General features: G+C 70.5%; 20 protein-coding genes. 15 read left to right on the top strand and 5 right to left on the bottom strand.

Annotated elements, in window-relative coordinates:
* Window positions 1-13 precede the first annotated feature (13 nt).
* Complete coding sequence (gene deoA / locus DA075_RS19720) at window positions 14-1327, top strand: thymidine phosphorylase (RefSeq protein ID WP_099954658.1); 1314 nt, start codon at window positions 14-16, stop codon at window positions 1325-1327.
* Window positions 1328-1469: 142 nt separating this feature from the next.
* On the opposite strand, the gene DA075_RS19715 is transcribed toward deoA, so the two are convergent.
* Complete coding sequence (locus tag DA075_RS19715; protein ID WP_099954657.1) at window positions 1470-1682, bottom strand: hypothetical protein; 213 nt, start codon at window positions 1680-1682, stop codon at window positions 1470-1472.
* 339 nt (window positions 1683-2021) lie between these two features.
* On the opposite strand from DA075_RS19715, the gene DA075_RS19710 reads away from it, so the two are divergent.
* The 4 genes from DA075_RS19710 to DA075_RS19695 all read left to right on the top strand — a co-directional run bounded on the left by DA075_RS19710 (window position 2022) and on the right by DA075_RS19695 (window position 5907).
* A complete protein-coding gene (locus DA075_RS19710) occupies window positions 2022-3455 on the top strand; it encodes a homospermidine synthase (protein WP_099954656.1) in 1434 nt (477 codons plus the stop codon).
* A gap of 110 nt (window positions 3456-3565) precedes the next feature.
* The gene (locus DA075_RS19705) at window positions 3566-4132 is read left to right on the top strand and encodes a Uma2 family endonuclease (protein ID WP_099954655.1); all 567 of its coding nucleotides are present in this window, start codon (window positions 3566-3568) and stop codon (window positions 4130-4132) included.
* Between the two features lie 13 nt (window positions 4133-4145).
* Window positions 4146-4493, top strand: a complete 348-nt coding sequence (locus DA075_RS19700) for a hypothetical protein (protein WP_099954654.1) — start codon at window positions 4146-4148, stop codon at window positions 4491-4493.
* Between the two features lie 4 nt (window positions 4494-4497).
* Entirely contained in the window at window positions 4498-5907 is a 1410-nt protein-coding gene (locus DA075_RS19695; RefSeq protein WP_099954653.1) for an amidase, read from the top strand.
* Between the two features lie 166 nt (window positions 5908-6073).
* On the opposite strand, the gene gltX is transcribed toward DA075_RS19695, so the two are convergent.
* Window positions 6074-7420 (bottom strand): glutamate--tRNA ligase, encoded by a 1347-nt coding sequence (gltX, locus tag DA075_RS19690; RefSeq protein ID WP_099954652.1) that lies wholly within the window; start codon window positions 7418-7420, stop codon window positions 6074-6076.
* Between the two features lie 84 nt (window positions 7421-7504).
* Between gltX and DA075_RS19685 the strand changes: the two genes are divergently transcribed.
* From DA075_RS19685 to DA075_RS19650, 8 genes are all read left to right on the top strand, one after another.
* The gene (locus DA075_RS19685; protein WP_244936226.1) at window positions 7505-8527 is read left to right on the top strand and encodes a mitochondrial fission ELM1 family protein; all 1023 of its coding nucleotides are present in this window, start codon (window positions 7505-7507) and stop codon (window positions 8525-8527) included.
* A gap of 31 nt (window positions 8528-8558) precedes the next feature.
* Window positions 8559-9551, top strand: a complete 993-nt coding sequence (trxB, locus tag DA075_RS19680) for a thioredoxin-disulfide reductase (RefSeq protein ID WP_099954650.1) — start codon at window positions 8559-8561, stop codon at window positions 9549-9551.
* Window positions 9552-9663: 112 nt separating this feature from the next.
* The gene (locus DA075_RS19675; protein ID WP_099956679.1) at window positions 9664-10554 is read left to right on the top strand and encodes a LysR family transcriptional regulator; all 891 of its coding nucleotides are present in this window, start codon (window positions 9664-9666) and stop codon (window positions 10552-10554) included.
* 172 nt (window positions 10555-10726) lie between these two features.
* Window positions 10727-11206 (top strand): nucleoside deaminase, encoded by a 480-nt coding sequence (locus DA075_RS19670; protein ID WP_099954649.1) that lies wholly within the window; start codon window positions 10727-10729, stop codon window positions 11204-11206.
* Window positions 11207-11546: 340 nt separating this feature from the next.
* The gene (locus tag DA075_RS19665) at window positions 11547-11813 is read left to right on the top strand and encodes a hypothetical protein (protein WP_099954648.1); all 267 of its coding nucleotides are present in this window, start codon (window positions 11547-11549) and stop codon (window positions 11811-11813) included.
* A gap of 147 nt (window positions 11814-11960) precedes the next feature.
* Window positions 11961-13910, top strand: a complete 1950-nt coding sequence (gene acs, locus DA075_RS19660) for an acetate--CoA ligase (RefSeq protein ID WP_099954647.1) — start codon at window positions 11961-11963, stop codon at window positions 13908-13910.
* A gap of 342 nt (window positions 13911-14252) precedes the next feature.
* Window positions 14253-14558, top strand: a complete 306-nt coding sequence (locus DA075_RS19655; protein WP_099954646.1) for a DUF485 domain-containing protein — start codon at window positions 14253-14255, stop codon at window positions 14556-14558.
* Between the two features lie 11 nt (window positions 14559-14569).
* Window positions 14570-16276, top strand: coding sequence for a cation acetate symporter (locus DA075_RS19650; protein WP_164712552.1), 1707 nt, complete (start codon window positions 14570-14572; stop codon window positions 16274-16276).
* 359 nt (window positions 16277-16635) lie between these two features.
* On the opposite strand, the gene DA075_RS19645 is transcribed toward DA075_RS19650, so the two are convergent.
* Both DA075_RS19645 and purH read right to left on the bottom strand, forming a co-directional pair.
* Window positions 16636-17919, bottom strand: a complete 1284-nt coding sequence (locus DA075_RS19645; RefSeq protein ID WP_099954645.1) for a DUF3422 family protein — start codon at window positions 17917-17919, stop codon at window positions 16636-16638.
* 152 nt (window positions 17920-18071) lie between these two features.
* Entirely contained in the window at window positions 18072-19688 is a 1617-nt protein-coding gene (gene purH / locus DA075_RS19640) for a bifunctional phosphoribosylaminoimidazolecarboxamide formyltransferase/IMP cyclohydrolase (RefSeq protein ID WP_099954644.1), read from the bottom strand.
* Window positions 19689-20071: 383 nt separating this feature from the next.
* Here purH and DA075_RS19635 point away from each other — a divergent pair, with 383 nt between their 5' ends.
* Together DA075_RS19635 and DA075_RS19630 are read left to right on the top strand one after the other, a co-directional pair.
* Window positions 20072-21394 (top strand): hemolysin family protein, encoded by a 1323-nt coding sequence (locus tag DA075_RS19635; RefSeq protein ID WP_099954643.1) that lies wholly within the window; start codon window positions 20072-20074, stop codon window positions 21392-21394.
* Window positions 21395-21558: 164 nt separating this feature from the next.
* Entirely contained in the window at window positions 21559-21966 is a 408-nt protein-coding gene (locus DA075_RS19630; protein ID WP_099954642.1) for a penta-EF hand family protein, read from the top strand.
* Window positions 21967-22018: 52 nt separating this feature from the next.
* Here the strand turns inward: DA075_RS19630 and DA075_RS19625 are convergent, their stop codons facing one another.
* Window positions 22019-22252 (bottom strand): hypothetical protein, encoded by a 234-nt coding sequence (locus DA075_RS19625; protein WP_099954641.1) that lies wholly within the window; start codon window positions 22250-22252, stop codon window positions 22019-22021.
* Window positions 22253-22325 lie beyond the last annotated feature (73 nt).

Genomic DNA, 22325 nt, shown 5'->3' with positions numbered 1-22325 from the left:
CCGGGACACCCTCATGACGCTGCTGCCGCAGGAACTGATCCGCCTCAAGCGCGACGGCCACGCATTGCCGCCGGAGGCGATCGAGGCCTTCATCGCGGGCCTGACCGACGGACGGGTCACCGAAGGGCAGGCGGCGGCCTTCGCCATGGCGGTGTTCTTCCGCGGCCTGTCGCTGCCGGAGCGGGTGGCGCTGACCCGGGCGATGATGCGCTCGGGCACGGTGCTCGACTGGGACCTGCCCGGCCCGGTCGTCGACAAGCACTCGACCGGCGGCGTCGGCGACACGGTGAGCCTGCCCCTCGCCCCGATGGTCGCCGCCTGCGGCGGCTACGTGCCGATGATCGCGGGCCGCGGCCTCGGCCATACCGGCGGCACCCTCGACAAGCTCGACAGCATCCCGGGCTACGTCTCGCAGCCGGAGGTCGACCTCTTTCGGCGCGTCACCCGCGAGGTCGGCTGCGCGGTGATCGGGCAGACCCCGGACCTCGCCCCCGCCGACCGGCGGCTCTACGCCATCCGCGACGTCACCGGCACGGTCGAATCCCTCGACCTGATCACCGCCTCGATCCTGGCGAAGAAGCTCGCCGCCGGCCTGCAGGGCCTCGTGATGGACGTGAAGGCGGGATCCGGCGCCTTCATGGCGCGCACGGAGGAAGCCTATGGCCTCGCCGAGAGCCTGGTCACGGTCGCGAACGGCGCCGGCCTACCGACCCGCGCCCTCCTGACCGACATGGACCAGCCGCTCGCGTCCGTCGCCGGCAATGCCGGCGAGGTGGCCTACGCCGTCGACTACCTGACCGGCCGCCGGCGCGAGCCGCGCTTCCACGCCGTCACCCTGGCGCTCGGCGCCGAGATGCTGGTCCTCGGAGGCTTGAGCCCCGACATCCCGTCCGCAACCGCGCGCCTGGAGGAGGCCCTGGCCTCGGGCCGCGCCGCCGAGACCTTCTCGCGCATGGTGGCGGCCCTCGGCGGGCCGTCCGACCTCGTCGCGCATCCGGAGCGCCACCTGCCGGCCGCCCCCGTGACGCGCCGGGTCTTGCCGCCTCGGGGGGGCCATGTCGCCGCCATCGCCACGCGGGCGATCGGCGTCGCGGTGATCGGCCTCGGCGGTGGCCGCACCCGACCGGAGGACCGGATCGACCACGCCGTCGGCCTCACCGACCTCGCGCCGGTCGGCGCCGAAGTCGGGCCGGAGAGACCCCTCGCGGTGGTGCATGCCCGCAGCGAGGCGGCGGCCGCGCGAGCGGAGGCCGAGGTTCTGGCAGCCTACCAGGTTGGGCTGGAGGCGGTGGCGGGACGGCACGTGATCCTGGGGCGTGTCGAGTGAGGCACCGGCCTCACGACGAGGCCGTGGCCCTCGGCGTGCCGGAACCCCCGACACGAAGAAGGCGCCTGAGGGGCGTTTGCCTCGCCCCCGGCGCCTGCTTGAATGTCCGAGTGCGTCGCCCCGGCGCGCCGGGGCGGAGCGATCAGCAGAAGTACTGACCGATCTGGCGCTCGAGATCGTCGGTGATGCGGCCGCCGCGGGTCTCCACGAACTCGCCGATGCGCTGCTCCTGGCGGCGCTGGTTGGCGGCGTGGACCGCATGGACGATGCGGCTGACGAGCGTGAGGATGCCGGGCTCCATGTCGGAGCGCTCCTCGGCGGGGGTGATGAGCGAGTGAGTGATGACCGCGAGCATGGGGATCTCCTCGAGAGATTGCGCGCGGGCGTTTCCAATGTTCTTGTTGCAACGCAATATGGACTCTGCCGCGCCGCACACAAGCGTCGCCGGTGCAGCGGCGCCATGCGAATCCGGCATGCCGAATCCGCCGCCGCCGTTAAGCCGGCGGTGACGCTTGCGCGTGGCGGACCAACGGGTTGACCGGGGTTGACCCGGGGGACCCGACGCGTCAATCACCCGGACGCTGGCCCCGTCGCCCGCGCGTCATGCTGGCCTGCTAGGCGAGCCGACCGGCTCGGGGGGCATCGCCCCGCAGGCGGGGCACACAGCGAACACTATCCGGAGACTTTGAGCGCCATGACCGACTGGCCCGTCCACGGCCGCATCAGCGGCCCCATCGTGATGATCGGCTTCGGCTCGATCGGCCGGGGCACCCTGCCCCTGATCGAGCGCCACTTCACCTACGACAAGGCCCGGTTCACGGTGGTGGAGCCGTCGGACGCCCACAAGGCGCTCGCCGACAAGCACGGCCTGCGCTTTGAGCAGGTGGCGCTGACCAAGGACAATTATCGCGAGGTTCTGACGCCCCTGCTCACCGAGGGCGGCGGCCAGGGCTTCTGCGTCAACCTCTCGGTCGACACGTCCTCGCGGGACATCATGGAGCTGTGCCGCGAGATCGGCGCGCTCTACATCGACACCGTCGCCGAGCCGTGGCCGGGCTTCTACTTCGACAAGAATGCCGGGCCGGCCGACCGCACCAACTACGCCCTGCGCGAGCAGGTCCTCGACGCCCGCCGCCGCAAGCCCGGCGGCCCGACCGCGGTGTCGTGCTGCGGCGCCAATCCCGGCATGGTGTCGTGGTTCGTCAAGCAGGCGCTCCTCAACGTCGCGGCCGATCTCGGCCTGCAGACGCCCGAGCCGAAGACCCGCGAGGAATGGGCCGCGCTGATGCGCGAGACCGGCGTCAAGGGCATCCACATCGCCGAGCGCGACACCCAGCGCGCCAAGTCGGAGAAGCCGCAGGGCGTCTTCGTCAACACCTGGTCGGTCGAGGGCTTCGTGTCCGAGGGCAACCAGCCGGCGGAGCTGGGCTGGGGCACCCACGAGACCTGGATGCCCGAGAACGGCCGCACGCTCCCGAACGACGCGCCGGCGATCTACCTGCTCCAGCCCGGCGCCGACACCCGGGTGCGCTCCTGGACCCCGACCGCGCAGGCGCAGTTCGGCTTCCTCGTCACCCACAACGAGGCGATCTCGATCGCCGACTACTACACGGTGCGCCAGGACGGTAAGCCGGTCTACCGGCCGACCTGCCACTACGCCTACCATCCCTGCAACGAGGCGGTGCTGTCGCTGCACGAGATGTGGGGCCAGGCCGGCAAGGTGCAGGAGAAGCAGCACATCCTCGACGAGAACGAGATCGTCGACGGCATCGACGAGCTCGGCGTGCTGCTCTACGGCCACGGCAAGAACGCCTACTGGTACGGCTCGCAGCTCTCCATCGAGGAGACCCGCCGCATCGCCCCCTACCAGAACGCCACCGGCCTGCAGGTGACCTCCGCCGTGCTCGCCGGGATGGTCTGGGCACTGGAGAACCCCGAGGCCGGCATCGTCGAGGCCGACGAGGTCGATTTCCGCCGCTGCCTCGAGGTGCAGACGCCGTATCTCGGTCCGGTGATCGGGGTCTACACCGACTGGACCCCGCTCGCGGGCCGCCCGGGCCTCTTCCCGGAGGACATCGACGAGAGCGATCCCTGGCAGTTCCGCAACGTGCTGGTGCACGGGGCTTAAAGCAGGGATCTGCGGCACCGCGCCCGATCTTCGGGCGCGGTGCCTCACCGCCGCAGGCTGTCGCCCGTCCCCGCCCGGTGCTACGATCGGGGCGGTGACAGGGAGCCGTCATGTCGCTCGCGCTGCGGCGCGCCCCGCGGATGCGGGTCGCCGAATTCATCGAGATGATCCGCGACCGCCCGGACGAGGAGCGCTGGGAGCTTCTCGACGGTGAGGCGGTGCTGATGGCGCCGCCGGGCGAGCGCCATCAGCAGATCGTCAGCAACCTGATTTCTGCGCTGCGACCGCTCGCGGCGAAGTTCGGATGCCGGGCCCTGCCCGGGCTCGGGCTGCGGAACGACTTCGTCGACGATTACGCGCCGATCCCCGATGTCGTCGTCCGCTGCGGCCCGCTCCTCCCCGACGGCTATGCCCGCGACCCGATCCTCATCGCCGAGGTGTTGTCGCCCTCGACCATGAACAACGACCGGGGCCGCAAGGCGGCTTTCTACCAGGGCCTTCAGACGCTGCGGGCCTACCTGATCGTCTATTCCGACGAAGCCCGGGTCGAGCTGTGGTCGCGGGGGAATGGCCCTGATGCGACCGTGCGCGTCCTCGGCCGGGACGACGTGATCCCGCTGCCGGATCTCGACGGGGCAATTCCGGTCGCCGCCCTCTACGAAGACATCCCCCTCTGATCCCGAGCCGCCCTTGCCCCATTTCGATGAATTCTACGCCAACAAGCTGCGCGGCTCCCTCGGGGTGACCGACGCCGAATCGGTGCTCGACCTGCGCGGCGCGCCCCGGCCGCAGGCCGAGGCCTCGCTCGCCGACATGCTGGAGCGCAGCCGCTTCGCCAAGGGCAAGACCGTGGCGGTGCGCCTCGACGGACCGACCCCCGGCGGCGGCGAGACCCTGTTCCAACCGGTCGGCCGCCAGCTCCTCGACGCCAAGCGCCGCGGCTGGGTCGAGCGGCTCCAGACCCTGCCGGCCCAGGACGGCCTCGGCTTCTACGTCGCCCTGGCCGGGCGCCCCGACAAGACGCCCGAGGCGCGCTGAGACGATGGCGACCCCGCCCTCCGCCACGAACCCCGCCGACCTGACCGCCACCGCGCTCCTGAGCCTCTACGCGAGCCGCGCCCTCTCGCCGGTCGCGGTGACTCAGGCCGTGATCGCCCGGGCCGAGGCCGCCGAGCCGCAGTTGCACGCGCTCTACGCCTTCGCGCCGGAGGCGGCCCTGGCGGCGGCCCGCGCCTCCGAGGCGCGGTGGATGAAGGGCGAGGCCCTGCCCCTCGACGGGGTGCCGGTCACCATCAAGGAGAACATCGCCGTCGCGGGCGTGCCGATGCCGCTCGGCACCGCCGCCCGGGACGACGCGCCGCCGAGCCCGCGCGACGCGCCCGCCACCGCCCGCCTGCGCGAGGACGGGGCGGTGATCGTCGCCTGCACCACCATGCCGGATTACGGCATGCTGTCCTCAGGGCTGTCGAGCTTCCACCCCCTCGCCCGCAACCCCTGGGACCTGACCAAGGGCCCGGGCGGCTCCTCGGCCGGCGCGGGCGCCGCTGCGGCGGCGGGCTACGGACCGATCCATCTCGGCACCGATATCGGCGGCTCGATCCGGCTGCCCGCCTCCTGGTGCGGCATTGTCGGCCACAAGCCGAGCCACGGCCGGGTGCCCCTCGACAACGCATTCTACGGCCGCTGCGCCGGCCCCCTCACCCGCAGCGTCGCGGATGCGGCGCTGGCGATGCGCAGCATCAGCCGCCCGGACGACCGCGACCCCACCGCCCTGCCGCCGGCCGCCCTGCCCTGGCTCGACCTCGACGGCCTGGAGCTGAAGGGCCTGCGCCTCGGGCTGGTGATGGAGAGTGCGGCGGGCCTTCCCCTCGACCCGGCGAACCGCGCGGTGGTGGAGGCGGCGGTCCGGCTGCTCGCCGAGGCCGGCGCGATCGTCGATCCGGTCCCGGCCTTCCTCAGCCAGGCGATGCTCGACGGGCTCGACCTGTTCTGGCGCCAGCGCGCCTCCCTCGACATCGAGGCGCTGGACGAGGCGCGGCGCGCCCGCGTGCTGCCGTTCATCCGCGACTGGGCGGCGGGCGGGCGCGGTTTGAGCGGCGCGGCGGTCTTCCACGGCATGAGCCAGATGGCGGCGATGCGCGACGCCGCGCTCGCGGCGGTCCGGCCGTTCGACTTCCTGATCGGCCCGGTCTCACCGAACCCGCCCTTCCCGGCCGAGCACGCTTCGCCGACCAACGACCCGGCCCGGGCGATGGCCCACATCGCCTACACGGTGCCGTTCAACATGTCGGAGCAGCCGGCGATCTCGGTCCCGGCGGGCTTCACGCCGGACGGGCTGCCGGTCGGCCTGCAGATCGCCGGGAAGCGCTTCGACGATGTCGGGGTGCTGCGGCTGGCGCGGGCGTTCGAGCGGATCCGGCCGGCGTTGAGGCCGTGGCCGGTGGTGGGTTAGGTCGAACTCGGTCGGGATCGGGGGAGATCGAATGGCGACCGCGCGAAGGACGACGGTCGCAAGCCGGTCTTGATTTCCTTCGTCCTGGAGCTCGCACAGGCGAGAGCCCCAGGACGAAGGGAAGAGGTGTCGGCGTGATGCTTCTGCAACGTGCAGAAGCCAAGGCTCACGCCACCTCCCCCTTCAACCGCGCCAGCGCCCGCTCCCGGCCGATCAGCGGCAGCAGGCCGGCGAGGTCCGGGCCGTGGTCGAGGCCGGTGAGCGCGAGGCGCAGGGGCAGGAACAGCGCCTTGCCCTTGAGGCCGGTGGCGGTGCGCACGGCCTCCGTCACTTGCTTCCAGGTGCCGGCATCCCATGGCTCCGGCGGCAGCGACTCGCGGGCGACGGTAAGGAGATCCGGCGTCTCGCCGGTCACCGGCGTCACCGGGCCCTGCACCACGCGCCACCACTCGGCGGCATCCGACACCCGGTTGAGGTTCGCCCGCACCACCTCCCAGAAGGCTTGGGCCCGCTCCGGCGCGACCCCGAGGGCGGTGAGCCGGTCGGCCACCGCCGCGTAGGACAGGCCGTGGACGACGCGGGCGTTGAGTCCGTCGAGCTCGTGCTCGTCGAACTTCGCCGGGGCCCGCGAGACATGGGCGAGATCGACGAGGGCGGCCAGCTCGTCGAGATCGGCCACCGGCCGCACCGCCTCGGCCGAGCCGGTCAGGACCGCCAGCGCCGCGACGGCCATGGGCTCGTAGCCGGAGGCGCGCAGGCCCCGCAGGGAGAGGTGGCCGAGGCGCTTCGACAGCCCCTCGCCGCTCGCCGTGGTGAGGAGGTTGTGGTGGGCGAAGACCGGCACCGGAGCCCCCAGCGCCGAAAAGATCTGGATCTGGACCGCCGTGTTGGTGACATGGTCCTCGCCGCGGATCACGTGGGTGACGCCGGTCTCGGCATCGTCAACGACAGAAGGCAGGGTGTAGAGGTAGCTGCCGTCCTCGCGGATCAGGACCGGGTCGGAGAGGCTGTCGGCCTCGACGTGGCAGGGCCCGCGCACCAGGTCGTCCCAGGTCACCGTGCCGGGATCGAGGCGGAAGCGCCAATGCGGCCGGCGCCCTTCCGCCTCGAAGGCGGCGCGCTCCTCCGGCGTCAGCTTCAGGGCGGCGCGGTCGTAGACCGGCGGCAGGCCGCGGCCGAGCTGGCGCCGGCGACGACGCTCCAGCTCCTCGGCGGTCTCGTAGGCCGGGTAGAGCCGGCCCGCCGCCCTCAACCGCTCGGCAGCCGCGTCGTAGATCGCCAGGCGCTCCGACTGGCGAAACATCCCGTCCGGCACGATGCCGAGCCAGCCGAGATCCTCCTCGATCGCCGCAGCGAACTCGGCCGTCGAGCGCGCCGTGTCGGTGTCGTCGAGGCGCAGCCAGAACCGGCCGCCCTCCCGGCGGGCGAACAGCGCGTTGAACAGGGCCGGCCGGGCATTGCCGATATGGAGGAAGCCGGTGGGCGAGGGAGCGAAGCGAACGACGGGTGCCATGCCGGCCCTCGTAGAGCATCGGCGGAGCGGGGCGCAATCGGGTGATGGCCCGAACCCTTGAAGACCTGGCGGAAGACCTGGCGCTTGACAGATCTTGTCCCGGCGCCGCATCGCGGGCCCGTGGCCTCCCTCTCACCCCTTCTGCCGGCCGGTACCACGGCCTGGCTGATCACCGACGGCAAGGCCGGCGACCTCGCGCCCTGCCGCGGCCTCGCCGAGGCCCTCGGGGTCATGGCGGAGGAGCGGGTGATCGCGCCGCGCCCGCCCTTCTCCTGGCTCGCCCCCCGCGGTCCGGCCGATCCGCGGGAGCGAGCGCTGACAGCACCCTGGCCCGACCTCGCCATCGCGACCGGGCGCCGGGCGGTGCCGGCACTGCGCGCGGTCAAAAGCCGCTCGGGGGCCAGGACCTTCACCGTGTTCCTGCGCGACCCCCGGATCGGCGCGCGGGCGGCCGACCTGATCTGGGTGCCGTCCCACGACCGCTTGCGCGCCCCCAACGTGGTCGTCACCGAGACCGGCCCGCACCCCGTCTCCCCCACCCGCCTCGCCGCCGCGCGAGCCGATCCCGACCCGCGTCTCGCCGGCCTGCCCTCCCCCCGGGCCGCGGTGCTGGTCGGCGGCGACAGCCGGCACGGGCGCTTCCCGGAGGAAGACGCGCGAGCCCTGCTCGCCGGGCTGGAGCGCCTGGCCGGCGAGGCGAGCCTGATGATCACCGCCTCCCGGCGCACGCCCGACCGCTTGCGGGCGGGACTGGCCGACCTGGCCCGGGGTCGCGGCGGCTTCTTCTGGGACGGCAGCGGCGCGAATCCCTACCTGGCGATGCTGGCGCTGGCCGACACGATCGTGGCGACGGCCGATTCGGCCAACATGGTGACGGAGGCCTGCGCCGCCGGCGTCCCGGTGCTGCTGTTCGAGCCGCGGAACCTCTACGCCCGCCACCGGCCGCTGTTCGAGGCGCTGAAACGGCACGGAACTGTGCATGTCTTCGACGGACGGGTTGAGTCGTTGCCGTCCAAGCCCTTAGACATGACACTCGCGATCGCGCAGGCTGTGGCGAATGCCTATATCGGGCATCGCGACGCGCTCGCCCGCCGAACGGCTCGTTAGAGCCTGCTTGGCGGCAGCCCCGGAGATCCGTATGTCCACCACCAAGCAGGCTCCCCAGCACGAGAAGCTCGTGATCGTCGGCTCCGGCCCCGCCGGGTACACCGCCGCGATCTACGCCGCCCGCGCCATGGTCGAGCCGCTGCTGATCTCGGGCTTTCAGCCCGGCGGCCAGCTGATGATCACCACCGACGTCGAGAACTATCCGGGCTTTGCCGAGGCGATCCAGGGCCCGTGGCTGATGGAGCAGATGCGGCTCCAGGCCGAGCATGTCGGCACCCGGATCGTCTCGGAATACATCGCCAAGGTCGACCTGGCGCAAAGGCCGTTCCGGCTCGAGGCCGATTCCGGCGCGGTCTTCACCTGCGACGCGCTGATCATCGCCACCGGCGCCCAGGCGAAATGGCTCGGCCTGCCCTCCGAGGCGAAGTTCCAGGGCTTCGGCGTCTCGGCCTGCGCCACCTGCGACGGGTTCTTCTTCCGGGGCAAGGAGGTCGTGGTGGTCGGCGGCGGCAACACCGCGGTCGAGGAGGCGCTCTACCTCGCCAACCTCGCCTCGAAGGTCACGGTCGTGCACCGGCGCGACACCTTCCGCGCCGAGCGCATCCTGCAGGAGCGCCTGTTCAAGCACCCGAATGTCGAGGTGGTGTGGAACCACGCGGTGGACGAGATCTGCGGCCGCGACAAGCCGGCCCCCTCGGTTACCCATGTCCGCCTGCGCGACACCGTCACCGGGGCGATCACCGAGCGCAAGGCCGACGGCGTGTTCGTCGCCATCGGCCACCAGCCGGCGACCGCCGTGTTCGAGGGGCAGCTGCCCTTCCGGGCCGGCGGCTACCTCGAGGTGACGCCCGGCACCGCCATGACGGCGATTCCCGGCGTGTTCGCGGCGGGCGACGTGACCGACGACGTCTACCGGCAGGCGATCACCGCCGCCGGGATGGGCTGCATGGCTGCCCTCGAAGCGGAGAAGTACCTGGCCAACCTGGCTGTCGGCGAAGAGCCGTGCCAGGCCGCGGCCGAGTAGGCGAGTTGTACCGGGGCCGGGGATGCGCCCCGGTCCCGGCCTTTGGCGTTCGCTCTGAACTCACCGGCTCCTCTTCAGGCCGGCCGGGGCTCTGGCGAGGGGTTTGACGGCCGTGGACTGGGACAAGATCCGGATTTTCCTCAACGTCGCCGAAGCCGGCAGCTTCACCAAGGCGGGCGACGACATCGGGCTCAGCCAGTCGGCCGTCAGCCGCCAGATCAGCGCGCTGGAGCGCGAGCTGAAGGCGCCGCTGTTCCACCGCCACGCCCGCGGGCTGATCCTGACCGAGCAGGGCGACCTGCTGTTCCGGGCCGCCCGGGACATGAAGATGCGGCTGGAGACCACCCGGGCCCGCCTCGTCGAGACCAGCGAGCGGCCCTCGGGCGACCTCAAGGTGACGACGACCGTCGGCCTCGGCACCGCCTGGCTGTCGCAGCGGGTGGCCGAGTTCCTCGACCTGCACCCGGACGTGCGCGTCGAGCTGATCCTGACCAACGAAGAGCTCGACCTCGCCATGCGCGAGGCCGACGTGGCGATCCGCCTGCGCCGCCCGGCCCAGCCGGACCTGATCCAGCGCCGGCTGTTCACCGTGCACTACCACGTGTTCGCCTCGCTCGAATACGTGAAGCGCTTCGGGGAGCCGAAGACGATCGACGACCTCGACAAGCACCGCCTGGTCTCGTTCGGCGGCGATCAGCCCTCCTACCTGATGGCGACCCACTGGCTCTCCACCGTCGGCCGCGAGGGCCGCGAGCACCGCACCATCCACTTCACGGTCAACAACATCTCGGCGCTCCAGCTCGCGGTCGAGACCGGCGCCGGCATCGGCATCCTGCCGGACTACGTGGCGGACGGGAACGAGCAGCTGGTGCAGGTCCTGCGCGACTACGAGATGCCGAACCTCGAGAGCTACCTCGTGTATGCCGAGGAGATGCGGACGGTGGCCCGCGTCCAGGCCTTCCGGGATTTTCTCGTCGCGAAGGCGCAGCGCTGGACGTATTGAGGGCCGGACACCCCTTGCTCCGCTCTCCCACCCGGAACCTCGGGAGGAGGTTTCCGGTGGGAGGGCGCGTTTCGCCGCGTCCGGCCCGCACGGCGCACCTCCCCGCTTGCCTTTCCGCCCGCTGGCGCCATGCTCCCACCGGCAGCCGCAAGGTCAGCCGAGAGGAGCCCCGATGACCGACGACGAGACCTTCATGGCGCGCGCCATCGCGCTGTCGGAGCGCACCGCGCTCGTCGAGAGCGCCGGCGGCGCCTTCGGTGCGGTGATCGTGCGCGACGGTGAGATCGTCGGCGAGGGCGCCAACCGGGTCGTCGCCGAGAACGATCCGACCTGGCATGCCGAGATGGCGGCGATCCGCGACGCCTGCAAGAAGGAGGGCAATTTCAAGCTGCCCGGCGCCACCCTCTATACGTCCGCCGAACCCTGCCCGATGTGCATGGCGGCCGCTTACTGGGCCGGCATCTCGCGGATCTTCTACGCCTCGACCAACGAGGACGCGCTTCGCCACGGCAATTTCGACGACAGCATGATCTACGAGGAGATCCGCAAGCCGGCGGACCAGCGCAAGATCCCGATCCGGCAGATCATGCGCGCCGAGGCGATCGAGGTCTGGGAGCGCTACGAGGCCAAGGCCGACCGGGTGCCCTACTGACGAGCGGACATCCCGAGCCTGAGCGATCGGAGCGGCCAGTCGAGCCGGCAGTCACGTCGACACCCGTCTCCGTCATCCCGGGACTCCTCCAAGACGAGCGCCCGGGATCCATAAACGCTGACGCTGGAGAACGAAACGGACCGCCTCCCCCTTCGTCTTGCCTCGTCAGCGGCTCTGAAGCCTGGCTTCCGCCGCGCGGACCCGGGATGATGCAGGGCGGCATCCGGAGATGTCGAAGCCTCGAACGGATCCGGAAACCAGAGCCTTCACAGCACGTTCTCATTTCGGACATCTTGGGCATCGATCCGGTGTGCCAGCCTGAACCCTGGAAGGAGGTCCCATGCGCCGCACGCATCGTCTCGCCGTCCTCCTGGCGGCAGCCCTCGCTCCCGCTCCGCTTCTCGCGCAAGAAATGCCGCCCGCGCGGGATCCCGGGATCACCGGCTCGCTCGGCCCCGCCACCCGCGAGACCACCGGCGTCGGCCAGACCAAGCCGCCTGGCGCGGCGCTGGGCCCCGACGCCGGTCTGACGCCGGACTTGCAGCAGCGTGACCGGGCGATTCAGCGCAAGATCGATACCGGGATCTGCGCGGGCTGCACCGAGTAGAACTGACACGGCCGATCGGGCGCATTAATCCGGTCTGCATTAGACGGAATGATCGGTTGCAGACGCAGCGAGCAGGCGCCTAAACCGACCGCAATCGGCCCGGTCGCCGCGCCTGCGGCCGGAGCGACCAGACAGGGGAGGAGCGCCATGAACCAGCGGGTCGTCGAGGTCACCCAGGATGCGCGCGCGCGGGCGCATATCGACGAGGCGAAGTATCGGGCCTGGTACGAGGCCTCGATTCGCGATCCGGAGGCGTTCTGGCGCGAGCACGGCAAGCGGATCGACTGGTTCACGCCCTACGCCAAGGTCAAGGAGACGTCGTTCGGCCCCGGCGACGTCTCGATCAAGTGGTTCTCGGACGGCGTCACCAATGCCGCCCACAATTGCATCGACCGTCACCTCGCCACGCGCGGCGACCAGGTCGCGATCATCTGGGAGGGCGACGACCCGTCGGAATCGCGCCACATTACCTACCGCGAGTTGCACGCGGAAGTGTGCCGGATGGCCAACGTCCTTCGCAACCGTGGCGTCTCCAAGGGCGACCGGGTCACGATCTACCTGCCGATGATCCCCGAGGCCGCGTTCGCGATGCTGGCCTGCGCCCGGCTCGGCGCCATCCACTCGGTGGTGTTCGGCGGCTTCTCGCCCGATTCCCTCGCCGGCCGCATCCAGGGCTGCGACTCAAAGCTCGTCATCACCGCCGACGAGGGCCTGCGCGGCGGCCGCAAGGTGCCGCTGAAGGCCAATGTCGACGCGGCGATCCAGCGTCTGCCCGCCGACAGCGTCGACCACGTCATCGTGGTGCGCCGCACCGGCGGCGCCGTCGAGATGGATCCCGTCCGCGACGTCTATTACGACGACGCCGCTGCCCAGGTCACGGACGAGTGCCCGGTCGCCCATGTCGAGGCCGAGCACCCGCTGTTCCTGCTCTACACCTCGGGCTCGACCGGCCAGCCGAAGGGTGTCGTTCACACCACCGGCGGCTATCTCGTCTACGCCGCGATGACGCACCAATACGTCTTCGACTATCACGAGGGCGACATCTACTGGTGCACCGCCGATGTGGGCTGGGTCACCGGTCATTCCTACATCCTGTACGGGCCGCTGGCGAACGGCGCCACGACCCTGATGTTCGAGGGCATCCCGACCTATCCGTCGATCTCCCGGTTCTGGGAAGTCGTCGACAAGCACAAGGTCAACATCTTCTACACCGCCCCGACCGCGATCCGCTCGCTGATGGGCGCCGGCGAGGAGCCGGTGAAGAAGACGTCCCGCAAGACCCTGCGCGTGCTCGGCTCGGTCGGCGAGCCGATCAACCCGGAGGCCTGGGAGTGGTACTACCGGGTCGTCGGCGACGAGCGCTGCCCGATCGTCGACACCTGGTGGCAGACCGAGACCGGCGGCATCCTGATCACCCCGCTGCCCGGCGCCACGCCGCTCAAGCCCGGCTCGGCGACGCGGCCGTTCTTCGGCGTCAAGCCGGTGGTGGTCGATGCCGACAACAAGGTGCTGGAGGGGGCCTGCGAGGGCAATCTCTGCATCGACGATTCCTGGCCGGGCCAGATGCGCACGGTGTGGGGCGACCACGAGCGCTTCGTGCAGACCTACTTCTCGACCTTCCCGGGCCGGTACTTCTCGGGCGACGGCTGCCGGCGCGACGCGGATGGCTATTACTGGATCACCGGCCGGGTCGACGACGTCATCAACGTCTCGGGCCACCGGATGGGCACCGCGGAGGTCGAGTCCTCGCTGGTCGCTCACCCGAAGGTGTCGGAAGCCGCGGTGGTGGGCTATCCCCACGACATCAAGGGCCAGGGCATCTACGCCTACGTCACCCTGATGCAGGGCGAGGAGCCTTCGGACGCACTTCGCAAGGAGCTGGTGGCCTGGGTGCGCAAGGATATCGGGCCGATCGCCTCGCCCGATCTGATCCAGTTCGCCCCGGGCCTGCCCAAGACCCGCTCCGGCAAGATCATGCGCCGCATCCTGCGCAAGATCGCCGAGGACGAGTTCTCCTCGCTCGGCGACACCTCGACGCTCGCCGAGCCCGCGGTGGTCGACGACCTGATCGAGAACCGTCAGAACCGCACCAAGTGACCGTGAGCACGTGGCGCTGACGAGGTGATCGTGACGCCGGGACCCACGAACGGGCCCCGGCTTGTCATCCGGACGAAAAGCGCCGCGCTTATCAGACCTTCGTCGTAGGAAGAGCTTTCTCAGTCTCTTTATGCTGGCATTCGCAGCAATTTCAGGTCATCCGATTATTGCGTCGCATCATGCACACTCGGCTTGAGTCGGCCGTGCAAGACGTCGGCCCGGCGAGAGCGGGCGAAAGCATAGTAATGACCGGAGCATGAGCTTCGCGGCCCGACACTCTACGAGCCGGGGCGGGGCAGAATCGTGTCCGGCCGCAAAAGCGAGACAAAGGGAGGCCCGCCGATGGCAGAGGCAGACACCGCACGGGTTCTGGCGAGCCCGCGATTCCGCGAGCTGGTCCATGAGCGCACCCGCTTCGCCTGGATCCTGTCCGGCACGATGCTGGCGATCTACCTGGTCTTCATCCTGCTCATCGCCTTCGCGCACGGCCTGATGGCGACGAAGGTCAGCGGCACGATCTCGCTCGGCCTGGTGCTCGGCATCGGGGTGATCCTGATCGCCTTCCTGCTCACCGGGATCTACGTCTTCCGCGCCAATGGCCGTTTTGACGACCTCACCCGCGATCTGAACCGGGAGCTCGGCCGATGAGCCGCCTCGCCATGCACCGTCCCATCTCGCGCCGTCTCGTCTTGGGAGCCCTCGCGCTCCTCGCCCCCACGGCCGTCCTCGCGGCCGGTCCCGACCTCGGCGCCGTGCAGCAGCAGGCCACGAACTGGCCGGCCATCGGCATGTTCCTGTTCTTCGTTCTGTTCACCCTCGGCATCACCTACCGGGCGGCCAAGGGCTCGAAGTCGGCCGCCGACTTCTACGCCGCCGGCGGCGGCATCTCGGCCGGCACCAACGCGCTGGCGATTGCCGGCGACTACATGTCGGCGGCGTCGTTCCTCGGCATCTCCGGCATGGTCTACAGCTTCGGCTTCGACGGGCTGATCTACTCGACCGGCTTCCTGGTCGGCTGGCCGATCGTGCTGTTCCTGATCGCCGAGCGCCTGCGCAACCTCGGCAAGTTCACCTTCGCCGACGTGGCGAGTTTCCGCCTCGACCAGACCCGGATCCGCATCCTGTCGGCGACCGGCACCCTGGTGGTGGTGGCGTTCTACCTGATCGCCCAGATGGTCGGCGCCGGCAAGCTGATCCAGCTCCTGTTCGGCCTGCCCTACCTCTACGCGGTGGTGATCGTCGGCCTCCTGATGATCGTCTACGTCGCCTTCGGCGGCATGAAGGCGACGACCTGGGTGCAGGTGATCAAGGCCTGCCTGCTCCTGTTCGGCGCGACCTTCATGGCGGGCGCCGTGCTCTACAAGTACGGCTTCAGCCCCGAGAAGCTGTTTGCCGCCGCCACCCGCGTCCACCCCAACGGCGACGCGATCATGGGCCCGAGCGGAAGTCCCAAGAGCCCGGTGGCGAACCCGATCGACACGATCTCCCTCGGCATCGGCCTGATGTTCGGCACGGCCGGCCTGCCGCACATCCTGATGCGCTTCTTCACCGTCTCGGATGCGCAGGCGGCCCGCAAGTCGGTGTTCTACGCCACCGGCCTGATCGGCTACTTCTACATCCTCACCTTCATCATCGGCTTCGGCGGCATCGCCCTGCTGATGTCGGATCCGAGCTACTTCAAGCTCGCGGCCGACGGCACCTACGACAAGATCGCCGGGATGAACGGCTCGACCAACATGGTGGCGGTGAACCTCGCCAACGCGGTGGCCGGCCCGTACTTCCTCGGCTTCATCTCGGCGGTGGCCTTCGCGACCATTCTGGCGGTGGTGGCCGGCCTGACGCTCGCCGGGGCCTCGGCGGTGAGCCACGACCTCTACGCCCAGGTCTTCGCCCGCGGCCGCACCACGGAGCGCACCGAGGTCAACCTGTCCAAGGGGGCCGCGGTGGTGATCGGCCTCGTGGCGATCTATCTCGGCTACGTGTTCGAGAACCAGAACGTCGCCTTCATGGTCGGCCTCGCCTTCTCGGTGGCGGCGAGCTGCAACTTCCCGGTCCTGGCGATGTCGATCCTGTGGAAGGGCACCACGACGCGCGGCGCCCTGGTCGGCGGCCTCGTCGGCCTCGTCACCGCGGTCGTCATGGTGGTGCTGTCGAAGGCGGTGTGGGTCACCACCTTCGGCCATCCGGCCGCGCTCTTCCCCTACGACAACCCGGCCCTGTTCTCGATGCCGATCGCCTTCCTCGGCATCTGGCTCGTGTCGAAAATGGACAACAGCGCCCGGGCGAAGCGCGAGCGGGCGGCTTTCGAGGCGCAGTACGTGCGATCCGAGACCGGCATCGGGGCGACCGGGGCGCACGCCCATTGATGGGATGAGGGCGGCGGCCTTGGCTGCCGCCCTTCTCTGCCGCCGGGTAAGGCTTGCGGCAGTGATCGCCGGATGCATCCTCGGACCGGGGAGAGGCTCGATGAGCATGACGAATGAGGACGACGTCTGTCCCGGTGCATGGCGGTCTGTCTGACAGCGATGACGAGCAGGGCCCTCGGGTGATCCACCTCTCACCGGGAAGCCTAGGCGCACTTCACGGCGATCCTGTCCGCTCCTGCGACTCTCGTGCCTGAAATCGTGAACATCGCCGCGCGCACGCCGCCCTGGGGGACTGGTGACGCATAGTATCGCCGGCAGACTCCCCGAGGCTTCTTATTCGTTCGACAGTTCTCTGCCCCTCAATGCCCGCCCGGCTCCGCATGCATCCGCCGGATCCGCCGCACCGTCCACCACACGCCCACCAGCACCAGCGGCACCGCCACCGCGGTCCCGATCGTCGCGTCGACCGGTATCCCGGCATGGTGCGCGCCCTCCAGCACATGGTGGACGAGGCTCGCCACGTAGTAGGTGATCGCCGCGACCGAGAGGCCTTCGACGGTCTGCTGGAGGCGCAATTGCAGCCGAACCCGGTCGTTCATCGCCTGGAGCTGGGCCTGGTTCTGGCGCTCCAGCTCGATGTCGACCCGGGTGCGCAGCATCTGCGCGGCGCGGGCGAGGCGGCGGGAGAGCAGGTCCTGGCGGTCGGCGGTGACCAGGCAGGTGCGGATCGCCGGATTGTAGCGCCGTGCGAGGAACATCGACCAGCTCGTCTGTCCGGGCAGCGCGTGCTCGCCCGCCGCCGAGAGGCGCAACCGCACCAGTTCGTCATAGGCCCGCGTCGCGCCGAAGCGGAACATCGTGCGGGACGACCCGGCTTCCAGCTCGGCGGCGAGGGCGATCAGCCGGTCGAGCAGGGCGTGGTTCTCGGCGAAGCCCTCGCTGGTGCGCATCGCCTCCATCAGGGTGGGCAGCTCGGTCTCGATCCGCCGGATCGTGGGCCCCAGGCTCTGCGCCTCCGGCAGGCCGAGGAGCGCCAGCGTGCGGTAGGTCTCGATCTCGAGCAGGCGCTGGATCAGGGCGCCGGCCCCGAGCCGGCTGAGCCGCCGGTCGGCGACGACGATGCGGACATAGCCGTAGGGATCGGGCTGGAAGTCGGTGGCGATCACCGCCGCTCCGCCCTCGGCCTCCGCCATGGCCAGCGAGGCGGCGTTGAAGGTCGAGACGATCTCGGACGGCAGCCCGCCCTCGACCGCCGGCAGGAGGTGCAGGTCGACCGCGACGAGGAGCGGGCCGGGCTGCGTCACCTCCCCCATCGCGCCTTCCAGCGCGTCGGGCTGGGGCTGGAAGGCGTGGCCGAGGGCGTCGCCGTATTCCCAGGTATAGGTGGTGAACTCGCTGTGGCTCTCCCACCGCAGGACGGCGCCGGAGAAGACCACCCGGTGCTGCTTGGCCCCCGGCGCCGGGCCGGGATGGCCGAGGCCGGCGCAATAGGACTCCAGCGCGTCGCGGTCGGAGGCGGCCGCCTCGCCATCGGTCAGGAAAGCGTAGTGCAGGAAGCGGCGCGGCGTCTTGACCGGGGTGAACGGCCGGGCGTGAACCTCCGCCAGCACCCGGGCCCGCAGGGGATGTTCGTCCAGCCGCATCCTCGAAAGCCCCCGCCCGTCGTCACGCTCCGGCGAGGCTTGGCCGAGGCCGGCCCGTCGGTCAACGGGCCGGGTGGCCGAGGCCGGCCCGTCGGTCAACGGGCCGGGTGGCAGAGGCCGGCCCGCCGGTCAACGGGCCGGCCTCGATGGGGTCAGTGCCGGAAGTGGCGGAAGCCGGTGAGGACCATGGCGAGGCCGGCCTCGTCGGCGGCGCGGATCACCTCGTCGTCGCGCATCGAGCCGCCGGGCTGGATCACCGCCGTGGCGCCGGCCTCGGCCGCGGCGAGCAGGCCGTCGGCGAAGGGGAAGAACGCGTCGGAGGCCACCACCGCGCCGCGGGCGAGGCTCTCAGGGAGCCCGGCGGCCTTGGCGGCCTCGGCCGCCTTCCAGGCGGCGATGCGCGAGGAATCGACCCGGGACATCTGACCGGCACCGATCCCCACCGTGGCGCCGTCCTTCGCGTACACGATGGCGTTCGACTTCACGTGCTTGGCGACCCGGAAGGCGAAGCGCAGGTCCGACAACTCGGCCTCGCTCGGTGCCCGCTTGGTCACGACCTTGAGCGGCATGTCGTCCACGACGGCGTTGTCGCGGTCCTGCACCAGGAAGCCGCCCGCCACCGTGCGCCAGGCCTGACCCGGGGCACGGGGATCGGCGAGGCCGCCGGCGGTGAGCAGGCGCAGGTTCTTCTTGGCGGCGACGATCGCGACCGCCTCCTCGGTGGCGTCCGGGGCGATGATCACCTCCGTGAAGACCTCGACGATCTTCCGCGCCGCCTCGGCGTCGAGGGTGCGGTTGAGCGCCACGATGCCGCCGAAGGCCGAGACCGGATCGCAGCGCAGGGCCCGCTCATAGGCCTCGAGCAGGTTCGCGCCCTCCGCGACGCCGCAGGGATTGGCGTGCTTGACGATGACCACGGCCGCCGTGCGGGCCGGGTCGAACTCGCTCACCGCCTCGTAGGCGGCGTCGGTGTCGTTGAGGTTGTTGTAGGATAGCTCCTTGCCCTGGAGCTGGCGCGCGGTCGCGACGCCCGGGCGCGGGGCGCCGGCGGTGCGGTAGAACGCAGCCTTCATATGCGGGTTCTCGCCGTAGCGCAGCCCTTGCGCGAGCGTCCCGCCAAGTGCCTGAAATGCTGGCGCCCGGACGGTCTGGCTCTCGGGCGCGGCCTCGATCTCGCCGGCGAGCCAGGTCGCGATGGCGGCGTCGTAGGAGGCGGTGCGGGCATAGGCCTTCTGGGCCAGGCGCCGGCGGGTCGCGAAGGTGACGGCGCCGTCATGGGCGTCGAGGTCGGCGAGCACCGCGTCGTAATCGGCGACGTCGACCACGACCGCGACGTCCTTGTGGTTCTTGGCGGCGGCGCGGATCATCGCCGGGCCGCCGATATCGATGTTCTCGATGCACTCCGCCGCCGGCTTTCCGGCCGCGAGCGTCGCCTCGAACGGGTAGAGGTTGACGACCAGGAGGTCGATCGCCGCGATGCCGTGGGCCAGCATGGCGGCCTGGTGCTCCGGGTTGTCGCGGATCGCGAGCAGGCCGCCATGCACCCCCGGATGCAGGGTCTTGACCCGCCCGTCCATCATCTCGGGGAAGCCGGTGAGGTCGGAGACCTCTGTCACGGTCAGCCCCGCCTCGGTGAGGGCCCGGTGGGTGCCGCCGGTCGAGACCAGGGTGACGCCGCGGGCGGCCAGCGCGCGCGCGAACTCCACCAGCCCGGTCTTGTCCGAGACGGAGAGGAGCGCGCGGGAGATGCGGGAGAGGTCGCTCGCCATGATGACACCGGGTCTTTCGGTCGTGGGGGCAGGCCCGGGACAGACACCGAGCCGGCGCAGGAATTTCGGGCGCGCCTAGCAGAATCCGCCGGTCGAGGCCAGATGTTGCGCCGCGAAACGAGGGAAAACGCCCTCCGCTTATCCCGCAGCGCCTTCGGGCGGACTTGTTCGACGGCGCCGGCTGAGCCCGAAGGGGCGCCGATGCGCCGAACGCTCATGCATCGACGTGCCGAGGCGTGAGCGCGCCGATATTCCTCGACGGCATCGGCCGTGGAGGAGCGCGCCCCCGCGCCGTCTGACGGATAGGCTCCGGGGGACAGACTTGCTATGAGGGAGCCGGCCGCGCCCCAGCCCGGGAGCGGCCGGTTACGCCACGGGAGGCGGTGATTTTCTCCGACAGTCCCTGGGGGACGGGCCTCGGCCTGTTCGCCATCGTGTTCCTGGTCTTCGCGAACGGGTTCTTCGTCGCGGCCGAGTTCGCCCTGGTGGCGGTCCGGCGCAGTCGGGTCCAGGAGCTCGTAGCCGAGAAGCGGGCCCATGCGGGCGCCCTGCAGCAGGCGGTCGAGAGCCTGGATTCGCACCTGGCGGCCACGCAGCTCGGCATCACCATCTCGTCGCTCGCCCTCGGCTGGGTCGGCGAGCCGGCCCTGGCCCATCTGATCGAGCCTTTGCTCGCCTTCCTGCCGCAGGGCACGAGCACGGCCGGGGCCCATGCCGTCGCGGTGGTGGTCTCCTTCGTGATCATCACCTCGCTGCACATCGTGCTGGGCGAGCTGGCGCCGAAGAGCCTCGCGCTCCAGCGCAGCGAGCGCACGGCGCTCGCCATCGTGCGGCCCCTGCGGCTGTTCCTGATGGTCTTCCGTCCGGCGATCGCGTGCCTCAACGGCCTCGGCAACGGCGTGCTGCGCCTGTGCGGGCTGCAGCCGGGCTCCGGCGAGGGCTCGCTGCATTCCACCGCCGAGCTGTCGCTCCTGGTGGCGGCGAGCCAGGAGGCCGGCCTGATTCAGGAGGCGCAGCAGGCGGCGGTGCAGCGCATCTTCGGCATCGGCGAGCGGCGGGTCCGGGACATCATGACTCCGCGCCACGAGGTCGACTGGATCGACGTCGACGATCCGCGCGAGGCGGTGCTGGAGACGATCCGCGCCTGCCGGCACGAGCAGCTGGTGGCGAGCCGGGGCGAGATCCACGAGATCGTCGGCGTGCTGCGCAAGCAGGACGTGCTCAACCAGCTCCTCGACGGGGCGCCGATCACCCTCGACGCGATCATCCGCGAGCCGATCGTCGTGCACGAGGGCATGCCGATCCTGCGGGTGCTCGAGACCTTCAAGGCGAAGCCCGTCCGCATGGCGATCGTCGTCGACGAGTACGGCGACCTCGAGGGCATCGTCACCCAGACCGACCTCCTCGAGGCGATCGCCGGCGACATCCCGGACACCGACGACGAGGAGCCGATGGTGGTCGAGCGCCAGGACGGCTCGCTGCTGATCGACGGGATGATGCCGGCAGTCGACGCCTTCGACCGCCTCGGCTTCATCGATCGGCCCGACACCGACGATTTCTCGACACTGGCCGGCTACGTCATCTTCCAGCTCGGCCGCATCCCCACCGCCGGCGACGGGTTCGAGCGCAACGGCTGGCGCTTCGAGGTCGTCGACATGGACGGGCGCCGGGTCGACAAGGTCCTGGCCGAGCGGGTGGAGGCATGAGCCGCTCCCCGGCCCGAATGTGCTCCCGAAGCCCGATCCTTCCCCAACGTGAATCGGGCTTGCAAACCTTCGCCGTCCGGTTAGCTATCCTCCTGCCGGATTATCCCGGGTCGGGCCGGCCGGACAGGATCGGGCGCCCGGCCTTCAGCGACGGAGTTCTCACCATGACCCTCAACCGGACCCTTTTGCTCGCCGCTCTCCTGGCCGCGCCGCTCGCCCTGCCCGTCTCGGCCGAGGCGAAGCCGAAGGCCGACCGCACCATCGCGGCCGTCGACACCGATTCGGACGGCACGATCGACCTCGCCGAGGCCAAGGCCGCGGCCGGCGCGGTGTTCGACAAGCTCGAGAAGGATGCCGACGGCACCCTCGACACCAAGGAGCTGCAGGGCCGCGTCAGCCGCAAGGACATGAAGCAGGCCGACCCGGACAATGACGGCACCCTCGACAAGAACGAGTACCTCGCCCTGGTCGAAGCCCGCTTCAAGCTCGCCGACCCGGATAACGACGGCACCCTCGACGCCAAGGAGATGCGGACGCCGGCCGGCAAGGCCCTGGCCCGTCTCCTGAAGTAAGAGCCTCGCATCGACGGGGCGGCCCGTCCCGGGCCGCCCCTTCCTCGTGACGTCAGTCGCAGCGCTCGCTGTGGACGGTCTTGCTGTCGCCGAGTTCGTTGGTCTTCTTGACGGTCTTGGTCTCGCAGCCGCCGACCGAGCCGGTCGATTCGACCGAGCGCTTCTCGATCACGGTGCTGCGCTCCACCGGAGCGGTATCGCGACGGATCACCGTCACGTCCTCGGCAAGGGCCGGAACCGTGACGAGGGCGGCAAGCGTCGCGAGGGTGGCAAGGCGGACGGACATTCCAGTCTCCAGGCTTGAGCGTTGAGTCGTGCTGAAAACGCCATGGTCAAGCCGGCGGTTCCGTCGATTTCGC

The sequence above is a fragment of the Methylobacterium currus genome (assembly GCF_003058325.1).
Lineage (GTDB): Bacteria > Pseudomonadota > Alphaproteobacteria > Rhizobiales > Beijerinckiaceae > Methylobacterium > Methylobacterium currus.
The sequence above is the reverse complement of the archived record's forward strand: the minus strand, read 5'-3'. Positions and strand labels throughout refer to the sequence as shown.